Origin of the sequence: Streptomyces sp. NPDC051569, from assembly GCF_044454085.1 — a bacterium.
GTDB lineage: Bacteria > Actinomycetota > Actinomycetes > Streptomycetales > Streptomycetaceae > Streptomyces.
In genome coordinates, this window is record NZ_JBITDJ010000006.1 from 234,485 (window position 1) to 250,160 (window position 15,676).

A 15,676-nucleotide genomic window follows, 5' to 3' on the forward strand; every position below is an offset into this window, starting at 1 on the left:
AGCGTCTGTACGTCCTCACTCGGCGGCGAGTTCATCGGTCACCCTCCTAAGTTCCTCGGCCGTCAGGGGCGCAGCCAGAGACTTCGCCGCATCGTCCCAGTGTTCGCGCGTGCTCGCGGAAGTCAGGACGACATCAAGGCCGGGGCACGATCCGGCAGCCAGCAGGGCAGCGGCTGCGGCCGACAGGCCGGGGCGGATGAAGTTCACCAGTTCGGGTGTCATGGCACCCAGCAGTTCGCCCCCGTGCAGAGGGGCGGAGCCGAACGTGATCAGCCCCGCGTCCTTCGCCTGCACCAGGGGCCCGGCGCCGTTGAGTGCCTGCCTGATCAGGTCATCCATGATCAGACTGACGGGCATCTGCAACCCCGTGAAGTGGTGCTCGGCGGAGCCCGCCGCCTGTCGGGCGAGCCCAAGCAACTCGGGAACCGTGAACGCTTCGGAGGTCAGGCCCGTCCAGGTGGCGACGCCGTACCCGCCGATCCTGCCCGCATGGGCGAACTCCTCCAATACCGTGAAGGCTTCCCGCACACGCCAGTGCAGAGCGGCACGGTCAAGGCCGTGCCCGTGGTGCTCAGGGTTGTGTACGAACACCAGGTCCACGCGGCCGAGTGCGCCCAACGAACGCTCCGTCTGCCAGCGAACGAAGCCCGGTTCAAGGCTGTGCCGACTGGCCGTCTTTTCCCGGGTGAGCACGCCTTCAGCCAGGGCGGTGCGGCCCTGCTCCTCCGTGAAGAACCCTGTCTTCGTGGCCACCCGAACGGTGGGGTACTCCGCGAGAACCGGGCGCAGCGCCTCGTGTGCTCCACCGTGGGCGTAGTTGGGTGCCGTATCTACCCAGGGGCTACCGGCAGCCAGGGCGGTGCGTGCCGCCTGACTGACGGCACGCACGCGGTATGTCCCCAGGGAGAGAGCGGCAGTCACAGCGCGGTCCCCACGACCGCGACGGCGTGGCCCTCGATGAGGGCGGAGACCAGCTCGGCCACGTCTTTGATCTCCAATCCGGCGGAGTCGGCCATCTCTCCGAGCGTGGTCGGCTGACCGGTCAGCAGCGTGCCCAGGACGGGAAGGGCCGACTCGGCGAAGTCCCAGGCGGTACCGGCCGCCGAGAACGTGACCGTGCTGTGGGCGGGGTTCGCCGTCAGACGGCTCCGAGGGGCGGTCAGCTTGACCGTGATCTCAGGTCGTGCGGGCAGCCCGTCCACGTAGGGCAGCGAGGGAATGGCGTGCCCCAGGTCGGTCGTGTCGATGGACACCGCCCACCGCTCCACCAACCGGGGATCGGCCAGTTCGTTCAGCACCTCACCGCGTAGCGCGGCCATGAAGTCGGAGTGCTCACTCAGTGAGGCAAACCGCGGGATGTCCCTGCGCAGAGCGAGGGACGAACGGAGCTGATCCACGACCCAGAGCATGAGGTCCGCACCCGTGTGCGGGACCATGCCGAACGTCAGGTGAAGCGACTCCGTCCCCTGGTCAGCCGTGACCGCGTGCCACCAACCGCGCGGCAGGTAGAGCACATCACCAGGGGCGAGAACGATGTCCGCCACCGGGTCGCCCTCGGGCCTCTCTGGCGACTCCACGTCCCGGAAGGTCGGAGCCTCACGTGTGGAGCCGTACAAGCGCCACCGCTTCGAGCCGTGGACCTGCACCACCACGACATCGTGGTCGTCCCAGTGCAGGCCGAAGCCCTCCCGGTCCGTCCAGGACGCGTACGCGTTGGCTTGCACGGACGTGCCGAGGAACCGTTCAAGACCTTCGGCAGCCACACCCACCACCGGGTGGATCTTCTCGACCGCATCGAGGACCAGCGACGCCCCGTCCTTGAGCTGGGCGTGGAGGTCGGCCGGCTGGATGCGCGACCAGGTGACCGCGCGGCGGTTCGTGGTGGGGATCGCGTAGCGGTGAAGGGGGACCATCTCGCCATCCACCGACAGGCGCAGCCGAGGCGGCTCCAGTCGTTGCGTGGCGATGATCCGATTCAGGTCGTCCCAGGAGAACAGGCCCGCCGTGTCGGCGGTGCCGGGGAAGTGCGCGTAGGAGCGGTGGTACGTCTGGGCGAGGAACGTGTCCCCGCCCAGACGCCCCGCCCACGAGGCGGCATCAAGCATCGTGGGCAGCCCCGTCAGTCGTTGCCGTCAGAACGCCCGCTACTGACGTCCGACTCCTGCTCGGCACGCGTCCGCGCGGCCACGATCCTGCGCTTCGCGACGAGCAGGCCACCCCCCTCGGGGGTCGCCGATCCGGTGTTCTCTTCCACCATCGGACTTACCTCTCTACTCGGAAATACCCGCCGGGAATCCGGCGGGGGGAACGGGAGGGCAGCAGCCTTTACGGCAGCTACCGCGTCGTAAGGGCTCCGGCCAGGAACACGGCCGAGCCGCCAAGGATCATGGCCAGGTAGAGCGGACCTGCGTACCGGCCGAAGCGGCGCAGTACCCAGTTCTGTAAGCCAGACCTCACGCCGTCCCTGGCTCGATGTCAGCCGGGCGCAGCGAAGTGGCGGACAGCGAGTCGCGCCCCGTGCAGCGGGCACACCCGCAGGGCGGGTATCGGCCCGGGTCGGACAGGATGACGAACGAGTCACCCTCCCGAACCCTGGTGCTCTGCTCCCAGGTGCGACCCGAGTCACGGGACACCCGAAGGCTCATGAGAACGCGGCGATCAGTGCCGAGGTCCACGGCCCGAGTGGATCCGGAGCCATCGTTCGTCATGCCGTTCTGCGTTCCCATGTCCGCACCCTTCCGCAGGTTCTCGCCCGTGCCGTTTGCGACAACCCCAAGGAAACCGCCGGGAGTCCGGACTCTCCACGGCATCGATGCGGCAGTCTTGATGCAGATCCGTGCACGGCAGCGACGTAGGTTCAGGTCATGGGAAGGGGCCGTCATGGGACTGGCGGAACGGCGCAAGACCCTGGGCTACAGTCAGGAGAAGTTGGCTCAGTTACTCGGGGTAGACCGAACAACGGTCGGACGCTGGGAGAGCGGCAGGATCGAACCCCAGCCACCCCAGCGACGGGGCTTGGCCAGTGCCCTCGAAGTCACTCTCATCGAGCTTGACGCCCTCTTGCCGCAGCCACGAGCCGCCAGCCAGGAGGCCACAGGGCAGCAGTCCAGTGACCACCCAGGTGTGGGAGACCCCGACGACATGATCCGCCGCGAATTCCTCCGCATCCTCACCGTGAGCGGAGCCCTCACAACCCTGCCGCTGGACGAGGCCGAAGCCCTCACCGACGGGGTGCGCAGGGGCGCACCATCCGACTTCGCGCGGATGAACAGCCACCTCTGGCAGGTCTACCAACTGGCCCGCTCCAAGGGCTCTGTCTACCCCATCGTCCGCGACCAACTCGCCACGCTGAACGAAGCCCTGGCAACGGACACCCGAGGTAACTCCCGGCCACTCCTGAACGCGGCAGCCGACCTCTTCCAACTCGCCGGAGAAGTCGCCTTCGATGCCAACCGATACACCGACGCGGCAGCGTCCTACGCCCTGGCAGCTTCCGTCAGCAAGGACGCCGGAGCCTTCGACCTGTGGGCCTGCGCCCTGGTGCGGCACGCCTACGTGGACATGTCGGAGCGCCGATACCACCAGGCTGCGCAGCTCCTGTCGCTGGCCGAGAGACTGGCAGAGCGAGGAGACAGCACCCTCGCCACGCGGCACTGGGTCGCCTCAGTTCAGGCCGAGGCGTACGCCGGCCTCGGAGACCTGGCCGGGTGCGAGCAGGCGCTCGACCAGGCGGAGAGGGTCAGCGACCTGACCACGGGCAGCACCAACGGTGGATGGCTGCGCTTCGATGGCACCCGACTGGCAGAGGAACGGGGCGCGCGCTACGTCCAGCTCGGACGCCTCGACCTGGCGGAAGAGACGCTGAAGGGAGCGCTGCAACAGACCGAGCTTGCGTCCGGCCAGTCCTACCGGCGCAGAGGCGCGGTGCTGACCGATCTCGCCGCCATCAGCGCCAAGAGGCGGGACCCCGAACAAGTCGTCGCGTACGGGCGGGAAGCCATGCAGTTGGCGCAAGCCTCAGCCTCGGGCTACGTCGCCCGTAGACTCCAAGCCCTGTGCAGCGAGTTCGGCCCCCTGGCCGGGGACCACCGCGTAGCGGAGCTGGGGGCGGAGATCGCCACGCTGAGCACGCAGTGACGAGAGGGGATGGCATGTCGCAGATCGAAGGTGCACGACTGTTCCGGGAAGCGTGGATCACGGGCGTCCACCAGCACTTCCCAGGCGAGCCGAAGCCCGGATACGTGACCCCGTGGGACGACACCCCGCAGTGGGAGCGCGAGGCCGCAGGCTCTGTCTACGAGCAGGTCCGCCAGTTCATCGAGATCAGCAGTGGCCACGCTTCCAGGTTGTCCCGGGAGCAGAAGGGCCGGTTCGTCGCGACCTGCTGGACAGCACAGATGTTCAAGCACTTCGAGGACCCGAAGCCCGGCTACGTCGCCGACTGGCCCGACCTTCCGAAGTGGCAGCAGGAGACCGACGCCGACATCTTCGAGGCCATCGAGAAGGCGCTCAGCGACCGCTGATGAAGGCGGCCCCTCGGTCTCAGCTACTTGCCTGGGGCCGAGGGACAAGCGGGCGAGTCGCAGCACCTCGGCGTGCCCACACAAGGCTCGTGCACGCATCCACCATCCACATGATGGTTCCCCCAAGCATCACCACGCGAACTCCGCGTGCAACGGCTCAATCAGCAGTCCAGGGAGCGAGGCGAAGGCGGCGGCCCCGATGATCGTCACGAAGGTGACGACGGCGACGAACCACGCCCGGTGGACGCGCCCGCGCGGCGAAGCGGCGGACGGCGGAGGAGCGGACGGCGGAGGAAGGGCGGAAGGCGGAGCGGGACGGGGATCCGAGGAGTCCTCTGCGGGGAGTTCGGTTGTCTGTGTCACGTCAGTCAGCTTCGGGCGGCGGGGACTTCCGTACGAGTGGCCCGAGGGACAGTGTCCGCCAGGATCGGGCCACCCGGAGCGCGGAGCGCTCATGGCCCGACCGGAGTCCCCCGGCCCGGACGGAGTCCCCCGGCCCGGGCGCTCCGGGAATGACCTGGGCCGTCACGCGCTTCTCCGTCACAGAGCCGACAGATGTCGATCGATGATCCGGACCACCCGTGGGCGACAGGAGAGCACCCATGCCCGGCAGGCACCCGCACCGCGTCGTCGTACTGGCCCTCGACGGGGCGATCCCCTTCGAACTGGGCATCCCGCAGAGGATCTTCGGCTGCGCCCGGGGCCCCGCCGGCGAGCCGCTGTACACGATCGCGACCTGCTCGGTCCGGCCGCCGGGTCCGGTCCGTACGGACGCGGACTTCTCGATACTCGTGGAGAACGGCCCGGAAGCACTCGCCACCGCCGACACCGTGGTCGTACCCGCGTCGTACGAGCTCGGGCCCGTCTACGACGAGGGCGTGATCACCGACGAACTCGCCGCGGCCCTCAGCCACGTGCGGCCCGGCACGCGGCTGGTCTCCATCTGCACCGGCAGCTTCGTCCTGGCCGCCGCCGGCTATCTGGACGGCCGCCCGGCCACCACCCACTGGTCCTCCGCCGCCCACTTCGCGCGGCTGTTCCCGCGCGTCGACGTCGACGCCGACGTGCTGTTCATCGATGACGGGGACGTCCTGACCTCCGCCGGTGTCGCCGCCGGGATCGACCTCTGCCTGCACATCGTGCGGCGCGACCACGGCACGGCCGTCGCCAACGACGTGGCCCGCCGTACGGTCGTACCGCCGCACCGGGACGGCGGCCAGGCGCAGTACATCCAACGCCCGGTCCCTGAACCGCAGCTGGCCGGCACCGCCAGGGCCAGGGCCTGGGCGCTCACGCGCCTTCACGAGCCGATCCAGCTGCGCGACATGGCGGAGCGGGAGTCGATGTCGGTACGGACGTTCACGCGCCGCTTCCGCGAGGAGGCCGGGATCAGTCCGGGACAGTGGCTGGTGCTGCAGCGGATCGAGCGGGCCAGGCAGCTGCTGGAGTCGACGGATCTGTCGGTCGACCAGGTGGCGCGGGACGCGGGCTTCGGTACGGCGCAGTCGATGCGGCAGCATCTCCAGTCGGCGCTGGGCGTCCCGCCGACGGTCTACCGGCGTACGTTCCGAGCCGGGGCGGGCACCGGCACAGGTACTGGGACCGGCACAGGCACTGGGACCGGCACAGGCACCGGCCCAGATCGCGGAGAGCGGGCACGGATCACCTCCGGCCGGTGAGCCCGCGCTCCGTGGAGCGGCCGTGAACCGGATGGCGGGTGCGCGCGTTCACGCGCCCCCGAGCGCGGCACAGCGCCCCGCCACCCGGCTCGCCACGGCGTACAGGCCCTGCCCCTCACTGCCCCGGAGGAGCTGCCGCCGAGCCGCGACCCGCACTCGCCAAGGTCCGGGCCCGGAGGCCCGTAAACCCGGAACCCTTGGCGTCCCCTCGCCACGAATCGCTCATCCAAGAGTGATCAGGTGGGGGCGCTCCGTCAACAGCGTCGCGGGGCGGGGATCGTCAAGCCGGATGCGTGACAGCGCGTGCCGGGTCAAAGGCCGCCGGTGCGTACGCGCCGGATGCGACCCCCGGCGCACTTCTGTCCACCTCGCACCAGATCCGCTTGCCGGCGCCCTCCGGCTGCCACCCCCACCGGTCGGCCAGGCCGTCGACCAGCTCCAGGCCGCGCCCGTTGGTGTCATCGCCTTCCGCGTGGCGCGGTCGTGGCGGGGAGGCGCTGGCGTCGGCGACCTCCACCCGTACGGTGCCCGCCTCGGCCGCTCCGGCCCCGAAGAGCATCCGCAGCACCGCCGGACAGCCCGTGTGCACCACGGCGTTGGTGACCAGCTCGGAGATGAGCAGGATCAGCGTCTCCGCGACCGGCTCGTCGTCTCCTATCCCGGACCCGGCGAGCCGGGACCTGGCCCATCGACGGGCTCGCCCCACCTCCGAGGGATCGGGCCCGACCTCCAACTGAACCTGAAGCACCTGCACCGCTCACACCATCCGAACCGGCGGACACATCGCCTCGCGCCTCGACAAGGTTCTCCACAGAGTCACAGAACGTGATTCCCTTGCGAGACAGCATGGTTGACGTACAGTCACCGCAACAAGCGCTTCGGGCATATTCCAGCGCGAAGGAGTACGCGTGCCGCATACTGTGCGACGCACGCTGCGGGGAGTCGAACATGGGCGCGTATAGCGCCTTTGTACGGTACGAGTGGCGCACATTCGGGCTCCCGGCGCCACCGCACCGGCAGCACCGAGACCGTCGCGCCTCAGAACATCTCGCACTCGACGGAGCGTACCGGAGCACGGACACGACTCCGGCCCGTGACCGACCGCGATAAGGACACAACCCGGTATCGACCTCGACACGACGCCCTGACCACGCACGGTTACGGAGAAGAGCGCTGGGGCCAGAGCTTTGTCCGCATCGTTCTCACGAGCGAGCGCGCCCCCTCCGTACGAGCGGGCGGGCGGGCGGTACGGCGCGCGGGAAGGCCGTACGGACGCGCGGGAAGGCCGTACGGCCCGCTGGGCGTGGCGTACGGGTCGGCGGGCGGGCCCGGTGGCGATCCGGGCCCGGGTCCGGTCAGGGCTCGGGGGTCACGTAGAACGCCGCGAAGCCGGTCAGGATCTCCTCCTCGTGGATGCGGCCGTCGCCGTCCGCGTCCAGCTCCACGGCGGCCTGGGCCGCCGCCTCCTCACCGATGCCCAGCACCCGCAGCGCGCGCTCGGCCGCCGCGCGGGTGACACCGCCGCCGTCCTCGTCGGCGATGGCGATCGCGGCGCGCAGGAACGGGCGGGCGATCTCCGCGAACCGCCGCGGGTTGTCGCGCAGCCGCTTCACGGCGCCCGTGACGAATTCCTGCCGGCTGACCCGCTGGTCGCCGTCCACGTCCGCGATCCCCGCCATGCCCTGCCAGAACGCCTCGGCGCCGCTGTAGAGCGCCTGCCCCTTGTCGGAGCGTGCGGTCGTACCGAACTCGGCGAGCAGTGCGGCCGCGGCCCCGCTGAAGTCCTCGCGGTCGATGTAGCCGCTGCCGTCCTGGTCGAAGGCCGCGAACCGGGAGGCGATCTTGCCTTCGTACTCTGCGCTGTCCATGCCGGGAGCGTACGACGACGAGAGGCCCCCGCGTGCCGTGTTGGGCACGGATCCGCTAGGCGGAGAGGGGCTGGGAAGCGTCGTCGACAGCCGTGCGCACATCGGGGTAGACCTCGAAGAGACGGCGCACGCCGAGGGCCGCCAGAACGCGGTTGACGTGCGAGCCTTCCTCGGATCCGCGGGCCGGCAGGATGAGGTGGAGGCGGCCCCGGCAGGAGTGCAGCAACCGGCGCGAGGCGATCAGCACGCCGACCCCGCTGGAGTCGCAGAAGAACACCCGGGAGAGGTCGAGCACCACCTCGCGGCGGCCGGCCGCGACCGAGTCGTGGACCCGTCGGCGGACCTCGGGCGAGGTCACCAGGTCGAGTTCACCGGTGATGTGCAGCACCGTCCACGCTCCCTGCTCGGACTCGTCCACCTTGAGCGTCACGCGCGGGGGCCTTTCCTCGGGAGTGTTTCGGGATGCTTCGGGGTGATCCGGAAGTGGCGGTTCCTCATCGCGGCTGCCCAACGCGGGCTCCGGCGAAACACGATCCGCGTACGGTGGCGGATTCCTTACCGCGCCGGACGGCATCAGGAACGTACTTGCGGCAAAGACGCCTGCGTTGTCAGTGCCGCCGACTACATTCGGGGGAACGACGGACTTCGACATCATTTCGGCATCGTGGTGGGCAGCGGCAGACGGACAGACCGAGGAACAGGGCTGGGGTTCGTATGGCGAAAGAGACACCGCCCCGCTGGGACCGCAGGATGCAGCAGCGGCTCGCGCGGGGCGAGGCGGCCGCGCTCGGTGAGTTGTACGACCGATTCGCGTCGCTGGTGCACAGCCTTGCCCACCGCGTGGTCGACGACGACGCGGCGGCGGACCGCGTCACCCGTGAAGTCTTCGGCTACGTCTGGGAGAACCCGGAGACGTACGACCCCAAGCAGGGATCCATGAGGTCCTGGGTCGCCCAGGTGACCAGCGAGCTGGCCGTGCGGAGGCTCCGGCAGACGGAGGCCGCCGCGTACGAGGCGAGCGGCGAGGGCACCCCGGAGGAGCTGGAGCGGCTGGAGCTGAAGATACAGCGGGCGTCGACGGCCGCCCGGGCGGACTTCATCGTCAGGTCGATGCCGGCGCCGCTGTGGGACGCGCTGGAGCTGGCGTACTTCCAGCGCAGGGACTACCGCCAGACCGCGGCGGACCTCGGCGTCACGGAGGACGAGGCGCGCCGCCGCCTGCGGCTGGGGCTCCAGCTCCTCTCCACGGCCAACACCCGGACGGTGGACGGCTCGTCGCCGCGGGGAAACGGACGGCCCCGATGACCGGCCCCTTCGACAGCGGCACGGACGGCGGTTCCGACGACGGCCGGGACGGCAGCCGCGATGGCAGCCGCGACAAGGGCCGGGGCCGGGACGGCTCCCGGGCCTTCGCGCGCATACCGGCGCCCAGGCCGGCGCCGGACGACGTGGTGCCGCCGCCATCTGACGCGCCGGCGGAGGCTTCGCCCGACGTCTCCCCCACCCCGGCGGCCACCGGCGCGCTGACGCACAAGGTGCTCAAGTCGCTGCTCGGCGCGTGGGCGCTCGCCGCCTGCTCCGGGGAGGAGACCACACGCGTCGAGGAACACCTCACCGAGTGCGCGCCCTGCGCGGAGGAGGCCCTCCGGCTGCGCGACGCCGTCGGGCTGCTGCATGCCGAGCGGACACTGGATCTCAACCCGATACTGCGCGCCCGGGTGCTGGAGAACTGCCTCGCCCGCCGGCCCGCCCGGATCCCGGTCCCCGACTGGGCCGCCCCGTACGACGCCGAGACCGCCCGGCTCGACGCGCTGCTCCGGGACTTCGGCGACGCGGAATGGCACGCGCCGGTGCGGCTCAAATGGTTCCAGGACGAGCGGGCCGCCATCCGCGAGACGACCGTCGCCGGGGTCATCGGCCATCTGATGACCGTCGACGGCCTGGTCGCCAACGCGCTCAGTCTCGACGACCCGCTCGGCTCGGCCGCCCCGGTCGCGCCCACCGACCGTACCGAACGCTTCTGGGACACCGCCGGCCGTCCGGCCACCCGGGACATCCACGGCTCCTGGCACGAGCAGAGTCACAGCCTGATCCGCACGGTGTCCTTCGCCGAGGGCGGGGCGGCCGAACTCTCCGTCTCGTACGGGGCCTTCTCCCTGCCGCTGCGCGACGCGCTGCTCGACCGCGCCTTCGAGTGCTGGGTGCACGGCTGGGACATCGCGGAGGCGGTCGCCTATCCGTACGACCCGCCCACGGGAGCGCATCTGCACCGGATGATCGACCTGGCGGCCCGGCTGCTCCCGGGCGCGCTCGCCGCACGCCGGCGGGGCGGTCTCGCGAGCCCGCCCCGGGACCTGGTGACGGCCGGCTCGCCCGGCCGGTCGCTGCATCTGCATGTGGAGGGGCCCGGCGGCGGTGACTGGTACATCGCGCTGGACTCACCGGCGGCGCTCGGCACCCGTGAGCGTTCCGTCGCGCAAGTGGCTCTGGACGGCGTCGAGTTCTGCCAGCTGGTGGCCGGACATGTCTCGCCCGAGGAAGCGGCGGCGGGCCAGGAGGGCGACCGGGAGGCGATCCGGGACGTCCTGTTCACGGCCGCCGCGATGAGCCGCCTCTGACCTTCCCGGGCCGGGAGCGGCACCGGCGCCCGGGCGGCAGCGCCCTGGGCCCGTCGCCCCCTCGCCCCGCCGACCCGCTCAGCCGAAGACCACCGTGCGGTGCCCGTTGAGCAGGATCCGGCGCTCCGCGTGCCACTTCACGGCCCGCGCCAGCGCCTGGCACTCCACATCCCGCCCGATCGCCACCAGCTGCTCCGGTGTGACCTGATGGCCGACGCGCTCGACCTCCTGCTCGATGATCGGGCCCTCGTCCAGCTCGGCCGTCACGTAGTGCGCCGTCGCGCCGATCAGCTTGACCCCGCGCGCGTGTGCCTGGTGGTACGGCTTCGCACCCTTGAAACTCGGCAGGAACGAGTGGTGGATGTTGATGATCCGGCCGTTCAGCCGCTTGCAGAGATCGTCCGAGATGACCTGCATGTAACGCGCCAGCACGACCAGCTCGACCCGCTCCGCGCGGACCAGCTCCAGCAGCTCCTCCTCCGCCGCCGCCTTGGTGTCCCGGGTCACCGGGATGTGCACGAAGGGGATGCCGTACGAGGCTGTCAGCTCGGCGAAGTCCTGGTGGTTGGAGACCACCGCCACGACGTCCACCGGCAGCGCTCCGGTGGAGGCCCGGAAAAGCAGGTCGTTCAGGCAGTGGCCGAACTTGCTGACCATGAGGACGACGCGCATCCGCTCCTCCGCGCGATGGATCTCCCACTCCATCCGGAAGGCGTCCCCGATGGCGGCGAAGCTCGCGCGCAGCTTCTCGACACTGACCGGGGCGTCGGCGGAGAAGTGCACCCGCATGAAGAAGAGACCGGTGTCGTGGTCGCCGAACTGCTGGCTGTCCTCGATGTTGCAGCCGGTCATGAAGAGATAGCTCGACACGGCGTGCACGATGCCCTGCTTGTCCGGGCAGGACAGCGTCAGCACGTACTGCTCGGACTGCGGGGACTGCTCGGGCCGCAGGGACTGCTCGGGCTGCGAGGACTGCTCGGCGGCGGGCGCCGGCGGGGCGGAGGTCATGACACCGGAGGATTTCACATCCGCCCCCGCCGGGAGGGGTTCCGCCGACACATGGACAGGCGGCGCCTCACACCGCGCCCGGCGCCGTGAGTCCCACCCCGCCCCCTGCCGTGCGTCCCGCCGCGCCCCCGCGCCGTGCGTCCCGCCCCAGCTCCCGGGCGGTGGCTCACGCCGTCCGCGTCATGATCCTCAGTACGTCCAGCGACTGCGGCGCCACGTCCGGGTCGTCCCCGTCGCTCGTCGCCAGCCGTACGTGCGCCTCACGGGCGGCCCGCACCGCCTCCGGCCAGCCGTGGTGCTCCAGGTAGGCCGAGACGGGCGCGTCCGCCCCGACCTGGTGCATGATGCGCAGCACCCGCAGCACGGCGAGGTCGATCAGCGCGGCCTCCCCCGAATCGCGGAAGATCGTGCCGACGTATTTCTCGGCGGACCAGTTGTCCAGCCAGGTGTCCTCGACCAGCCGGTACACGGCGTCGGTGACGTCGCCGTACCCCTCGCGGCCGGCCAGCCAGTACTCCTGGTGGAAGGCGGGATCGGAAAGCATGTGCAGCGCCGAGCGCACATTGCTGCGCCAGCGCCACCACGGCATGTCGTTGAGCGGCATGCCGCCCATGGTGGGGGAGCGACGGGCACGACGGGAAGAGTTCTCGGAACCTTGCTGCACGATGATTGATCGTACTGCCGCGACCGGCCATACGATCCGACCGGGGGCGGCCCACCGGACCCCTGGAATTCACCCGCACGTCACGCCGCGTTGAAGCTCCCTCACTCCGGCGTTACACGGAAGCGGGAACCCTCCGTACCTATGACCGGTCGGCGACGCTCTCCCTTCCCCCGTCCCTTTCAGGCCGGTGCGGTACGCGCTCTGTGTACGGCCGCGGCCGGGGCCGTGCTCCTGACCGGCTGCGGCGTCCTGCCCGGCACCACGGACGGCGCCAGGCAGCCGGTCACCGTCATGACCTGGGCGCCGGTCGGCACCAACGCCACCAACATGCCGGGGATGCCGGCCATGGCCAAGGCGTACGCGCGCTACGTCAACGCCTCCGGCGGCCTCGACGGCCATGAGCTGCGCGTCCTCAGCTGCAACGAGCGGAACGAATCCTCGGGCGCGGCCGCGTGCGCGCGCCGTGCGGTCAAGGAGCACGCCGTCGCGGTCGTGGGCTCCTACAGCCAGCACGGCCGCGAGTTCATGGCGCCCCTGGAGGCCGCCTCCGTCCCGTACATCGGCGGCTACGGCGTCACCGAGCAGGAGTTCAGCAGCTACCTCTCCTATCCCGTCAACGGCGGCCAGGCGACACTCCTCGCCGGGAACGGAAGGCAGTTGGCCCCCGACTGCGAGCGGACCGCGCTGGTACGCCCCGACACCATCACCGGCGACGATCTCCCCGGGCTGCTCAACTCCGGTCTCGCCCTGCACGACCGGAGCCGCGCCGTCGACATCCGCGCGGCGGAGGACGCCACCGACTACACCGCGTCGGCCGAGCGGGCACGCGCCGGGGCGAAGGACGGCGGCTGTGTCACCGCGGTGCTGGGCGACCGCACGGAGACCTTCTTCGACTCCTACCGCCGGCTCCCCGACGACGGCCGGGACATCAGGTTCTCCTCGGTCCTCGGCAGCGTCGGCCAGCCGCTCATCGACCGTACGGGCGGCAAGGCCGGGCCCTTCGAGGGCGCCTACATCACCGGCTGGTACCCGGTGGCGAGCGACCCGGCGTGGCAGCCCATGCGAGACGTGATCAAGGAACACGCCTTCGGGGACGACGCCGTCGACCCGGCCGACCCCGGGGTGCAGACCACCTGGATCGCCTACACCGCGCTCAAGAAGGTCGTCGAGACGATCGGCGACGACACGATCACCCCGGGGAAGATCGCGGACGCCCTCGACCGGGGCGCGGAGGTGGATACGGGCGGCCTCACTCCGCCGCTGCGCTGGCGCTACGAGGACATGCTGGGCGCACCGGGCTTCCCGCGGATCGTCAACCGGGACGTGACCTTCCAAGTGGTGCGCGAAGGGCGGCTGGTGGCCCAGAAGAAGGGGTTCGTGGACCTCGGCGACACCCTGGCGAGCGCGTCGGCCCAGTCCTGACCCCCGCCCGCACACGTCCCGCCCGCACGCCCCGCCCGCACACGTCCCACCCCGCACACGTCCCGCCCGCACGCCCCGCCCGCCCACGCGTCCCGCCCGCGCGCGGATGTCCAGGCGCGGGACGTCCGCGTGCACGGCACAGGCCCGGTCCCGCATCGCGGTCCCGGGCCTGTCCGTACGGCCCGGTCGGGGGCCCGTGACGGCTACAACTGCGTCGCGTCCCGCGCGGTCAGGCCGTACTTCGCCGCGATGCCGTTCCAGAGCCCGGAAGCCTTCTTCTTCGCCGCCGTGGCCTCGCCGCTCGCCCGGTCGCCCTCGCCGGTCTCCGGTGTCCTGCGCGCCTGGCCGTGCTTGCAGCCCTTCTTGCCCTTGGCCTGGTCGGCCCACCGCGCGTAGTGGTCGTCCGCCGAGGCGGACGCCTGCCAGGCCTCGGTGAGGGCGGACGCCAGCTCGCCGTGGCCGGGCAGCTGGTCGAGCGTCAGGCCCTTGAGGCTGGTCACCAGCGCCCGGCGCTGCGCGGCGGCGTCGTTCAGATCGCTCGCCGCCTGGTCCAGGTTGTGGCAGGACTTGATGTCGGCGACCGAGCGGATCACCGCCGCGCGGCTGTTGTTGCTGTCCGCGAGCAGCTTGTCGAGCGCCTCCGCCTGTGACTTCGCCGGGTCGGCGGCGCTCTCCCCGGCGGGCTCGGTGGTGGCCGGACCCGCCGAAGCCACCGCCTTGCCGTCGTCCCGCGACGCGCTGTCGTCACCGCCGCTCATGAGCGCGCCCGCGCCCAGGCCGAGGACGGCGCAGCCGACGACGACGGCCGCGATGACCGGCACCCGCGACCTGCGCCGGTCGCCGCCGCGCCCCCGGGGGTCCTGGGGGTCCTGTGGGCCGCGCCCGGGCGGGTCGTACGAGCCGCGCTGCTGCGGCGCGTACGGCGCGGGAGCGGGACCGGCGGGCTGCCGGTGGCCGTACGGCTGGGAGGCGTGGCCCGGGCCGTGCGCCTGGCCGCGCCCCGGCCCCTGGCCCTGGCCCTGGCCCTGGCCCTGTCCCTGGTCGAAGGCGGGAAGCTGCTGCGTCGAGTCCGGGATCCGCGCCGGTCCGCCGGTGGGGCCGTCCGTACGGAAGAGGTTGTCGAACTCGGCGGGCGGCTGCCGTTCGCCCGGTTCGCCCGGGCGTACGTCGTACGGGGCACCCGCGGGGACGGGCGCGATGTACTGCGTGGCGTCCGCGTCCGAACCGTGCGGGGCCGGCGGGACCGGTGCCAGGAACTGGGTGGCGTCCGTGGAGCTCTCGGGCGGCAGCATGCCGGGCCCCGGGCCGTGTCCGTACCCCTGCCCCTGGCCGGGCCCGCTCGGGATCGGTGCGATGAACTGCGTGGCGTCCGCGTCCCCCAGGGCGGGCACGGGCGGCAGATACCGCGTGGCGTCCGCCCCGCCCGGCGCGGGCGTGTCCGCCGCCGGCGGAAGCGGCTGTGCGTGCGGCTGCGTGTGGGGGGCGTACTGACCCGGCTGCCCCTGCTGCTCATAGGTGAACTGCTGGCCGTGCCGGAACGGCTCATGCGCCTGCGGGAGTCCGCCGCCGTACGCGTCGCCCGCGGGCAGGCCGTACGCCTGCCCAGGCTCCTGGGACCCGTAGGACCCCGGTGCGGCGCCGGGCGCCCCGCCGTACCCGGACTGCTCGTGGTGGCCGCCCTGCGGGCCCCACGGCTGCCCCCACGGCTGCCCGCCCGCCGGCGGGCCCTGGTCCGCGGCCGTGCCGGGGATCCAGGGCTCGCTGCCGTCGCCGGGCAGCACGACGCCTTCGTGCGCGGGCCGAGCGGCGGGGTGCTGCGGCTCATCCCCTTGTCCGCTGTGCGTCACCGGGACTCCTACGTCTGGAACCTGTGGATCTACGGAATCATCGGTTC

At 71.4% G+C, this 15,676-nt stretch carries 15 protein-coding genes and 1 pseudogene; 6 read left to right on the forward strand and 10 right to left on the reverse strand.

The features are described 5' to 3' along the window. Positions 1–15: 15 nt before the first annotated feature. From ACIBAE_RS13185 to ACIBAE_RS13195, 3 genes are read right to left on the reverse strand one after another with little or no spacing between them, the layout of a single operon-like run. On the reverse strand, positions 16–921 hold the full coding sequence (locus tag ACIBAE_RS13185) for an aldo/keto reductase (protein WP_399284574.1): 906 nt from the start codon (positions 919–921) through the stop codon (positions 16–18). Then, entirely contained in the window at positions 918–2,105 is a 1,188-nt protein-coding gene (locus ACIBAE_RS13190; protein WP_399284575.1) for a JmjC domain-containing protein, read from the reverse strand. Before ACIBAE_RS13190 ends, ACIBAE_RS13185 begins: the two co-directional genes overlap by 4 nt. Before the next feature lie 14 nt (positions 2,106–2,119). Continuing rightward, positions 2,120–2,257 carry a hypothetical protein gene (locus ACIBAE_RS13195; RefSeq protein ID WP_399284576.1) on the reverse strand — a complete coding sequence of 46 codons (138 nt, stop codon included), beginning with the start codon at positions 2,255–2,257 and terminating at the stop codon, positions 2,120–2,122. Between the two features lie 623 nt (positions 2,258–2,880). Between ACIBAE_RS13195 and ACIBAE_RS13200 the strand changes: the two genes are divergently transcribed. Beyond that, the gene (locus ACIBAE_RS13200) at positions 2,881–4,137 is read left to right on the forward strand and encodes a multiprotein-bridging factor 1 family protein (RefSeq protein WP_399284578.1); all 1,257 of its coding nucleotides are present in this window, start codon (positions 2,881–2,883) and stop codon (positions 4,135–4,137) included. Between the two features lie 14 nt (positions 4,138–4,151). Further along, a complete protein-coding gene (locus ACIBAE_RS13205; RefSeq protein WP_399284579.1) occupies positions 4,152–4,523 on the forward strand; it encodes a hypothetical protein in 372 nt (123 codons plus the stop codon). Between the two features lie 132 nt (positions 4,524–4,655). On the opposite strand, the pseudogene ACIBAE_RS13210 reads toward ACIBAE_RS13205, so the two are convergent. After that, positions 4,656–4,895: pseudogene (locus ACIBAE_RS13210) on the reverse strand (MFS transporter); the annotation flags it as partial. Between the two features lie 230 nt (positions 4,896–5,125). On the opposite strand from ACIBAE_RS13210, the gene ACIBAE_RS13215 reads away from it, so the two are divergent. Continuing rightward, a complete protein-coding gene (locus ACIBAE_RS13215; RefSeq protein WP_399284580.1) occupies positions 5,126–6,202 on the forward strand; it encodes a GlxA family transcriptional regulator in 1,077 nt (358 codons plus the stop codon). 280 nt (positions 6,203–6,482) lie between these two features. Here ACIBAE_RS13215 and ACIBAE_RS13220 read toward each other — a convergent pair whose 3' ends face one another. The 3 genes from ACIBAE_RS13220 to ACIBAE_RS13230 all read right to left on the reverse strand — a co-directional run bounded on the left by ACIBAE_RS13220 (position 6,483) and on the right by ACIBAE_RS13230 (position 8,500). After that, positions 6,483–6,956, reverse strand: a complete 474-nt coding sequence (locus tag ACIBAE_RS13220; protein ID WP_399284581.1) for an ATP-binding protein — start codon at positions 6,954–6,956, stop codon at positions 6,483–6,485. Positions 6,957–7,557: 601 nt separating this feature from the next. After that, complete coding sequence (locus tag ACIBAE_RS13225; protein WP_399284583.1) at positions 7,558–8,070, reverse strand: EF-hand domain-containing protein; 513 nt, start codon at positions 8,068–8,070, stop codon at positions 7,558–7,560. A gap of 55 nt (positions 8,071–8,125) precedes the next feature. Continuing rightward, the gene (locus ACIBAE_RS13230) at positions 8,126–8,500 is read right to left on the reverse strand and encodes an STAS domain-containing protein (protein WP_399284584.1); all 375 of its coding nucleotides are present in this window, start codon (positions 8,498–8,500) and stop codon (positions 8,126–8,128) included. Positions 8,501–8,784: 284 nt separating this feature from the next. Here ACIBAE_RS13230 and ACIBAE_RS13235 point away from each other — a divergent pair, with 284 nt between their 5' ends. Both ACIBAE_RS13235 and ACIBAE_RS13240 read left to right on the forward strand, forming a co-directional pair. Then, positions 8,785–9,375 (forward strand): RNA polymerase sigma factor, encoded by a 591-nt coding sequence (locus ACIBAE_RS13235; RefSeq protein ID WP_399284586.1) that lies wholly within the window; start codon positions 8,785–8,787, stop codon positions 9,373–9,375. After that, positions 9,372–10,688 carry a maleylpyruvate isomerase N-terminal domain-containing protein gene (locus ACIBAE_RS13240; RefSeq protein WP_399284587.1) on the forward strand — a complete coding sequence of 439 codons (1,317 nt, stop codon included), beginning with the start codon at positions 9,372–9,374 and terminating at the stop codon, positions 10,686–10,688. The genes ACIBAE_RS13235 and ACIBAE_RS13240 overlap by 4 nt, the downstream gene beginning before the upstream one ends. Before the next feature lie 78 nt (positions 10,689–10,766). On the opposite strand, the gene purU is transcribed toward ACIBAE_RS13240, so the two are convergent. Next, positions 10,767–11,696 (reverse strand): formyltetrahydrofolate deformylase, encoded by a 930-nt coding sequence (purU, locus tag ACIBAE_RS13245; protein ID WP_399284588.1) that lies wholly within the window; start codon positions 11,694–11,696, stop codon positions 10,767–10,769. 166 nt (positions 11,697–11,862) lie between these two features. Beyond that, on the reverse strand, positions 11,863–12,309 hold the full coding sequence (locus ACIBAE_RS13250) for a hypothetical protein (RefSeq protein ID WP_399284687.1): 447 nt from the start codon (positions 12,307–12,309) through the stop codon (positions 11,863–11,865). 192 nt (positions 12,310–12,501) lie between these two features. Here ACIBAE_RS13250 and ACIBAE_RS13255 point away from each other — a divergent pair, with 192 nt between their 5' ends. After that, positions 12,502–13,782, forward strand: a complete 1,281-nt coding sequence (locus tag ACIBAE_RS13255) for an ABC transporter substrate-binding protein (RefSeq protein ID WP_399284590.1) — start codon at positions 12,502–12,504, stop codon at positions 13,780–13,782. Positions 13,783–13,985: 203 nt separating this feature from the next. On the opposite strand, the gene ACIBAE_RS13260 is transcribed toward ACIBAE_RS13255, so the two are convergent. Then, a complete protein-coding gene (locus tag ACIBAE_RS13260) occupies positions 13,986–15,629 on the reverse strand; it encodes a hypothetical protein (RefSeq protein ID WP_399284591.1) in 1,644 nt (547 codons plus the stop codon). Between the last annotated feature and the right edge of the window lie 47 nt (positions 15,630–15,676).

Excerpts from the sequence above, each read along its gene's own strand:
- ACIBAE_RS13200 (WP_399284578.1), top strand. The coding sequence starts at position 2,881 with ATGGGACTGGCGGAACGGCGCAAGACCCTGGGCTACAGTCAGGAGAAG.
- ACIBAE_RS13215 (WP_399284580.1), top strand. The coding sequence starts at position 5,126 with ATGCCCGGCAGGCACCCGCACCGCGTCGTCGTACTGGCCCTCGACGGG.
- ACIBAE_RS13235 (WP_399284586.1), top strand. The coding sequence starts at position 8,785 with ATGGCGAAAGAGACACCGCCCCGCTGGGACCGCAGGATGCAGCAGCGG.
- ACIBAE_RS13255 (WP_399284590.1), top strand. The coding sequence starts at position 12,502 with ATGACCGGTCGGCGACGCTCTCCCTTCCCCCGTCCCTTTCAGGCCGGT.
- purU (WP_399284588.1), bottom strand. The coding sequence starts at position 11,696 with ATGACCTCCGCCCCGCCGGCGCCCGCCGCCGAGCAGTCCTCGCAGCCC.
- ACIBAE_RS13205 (WP_399284579.1), top strand. The coding sequence starts at position 4,152 with ATGTCGCAGATCGAAGGTGCACGACTGTTCCGGGAAGCGTGGATCACG.
- ACIBAE_RS13225 (WP_399284583.1), bottom strand. The coding sequence starts at position 8,070 with ATGGACAGCGCAGAGTACGAAGGCAAGATCGCCTCCCGGTTCGCGGCC.
- ACIBAE_RS13240 (WP_399284587.1), top strand. The coding sequence starts at position 9,372 with ATGACCGGCCCCTTCGACAGCGGCACGGACGGCGGTTCCGACGACGGC.
- ACIBAE_RS13250 (WP_399284687.1), bottom strand. The coding sequence starts at position 12,309 with ATGGGCGGCATGCCGCTCAACGACATGCCGTGGTGGCGCTGGCGCAGC.
- ACIBAE_RS13190 (WP_399284575.1), bottom strand. The coding sequence starts at position 2,105 with ATGCTTGATGCCGCCTCGTGGGCGGGGCGTCTGGGCGGGGACACGTTC.
- ACIBAE_RS13195 (WP_399284576.1), bottom strand. The coding sequence starts at position 2,257 with ATGGTGGAAGAGAACACCGGATCGGCGACCCCCGAGGGGGGTGGCCTG.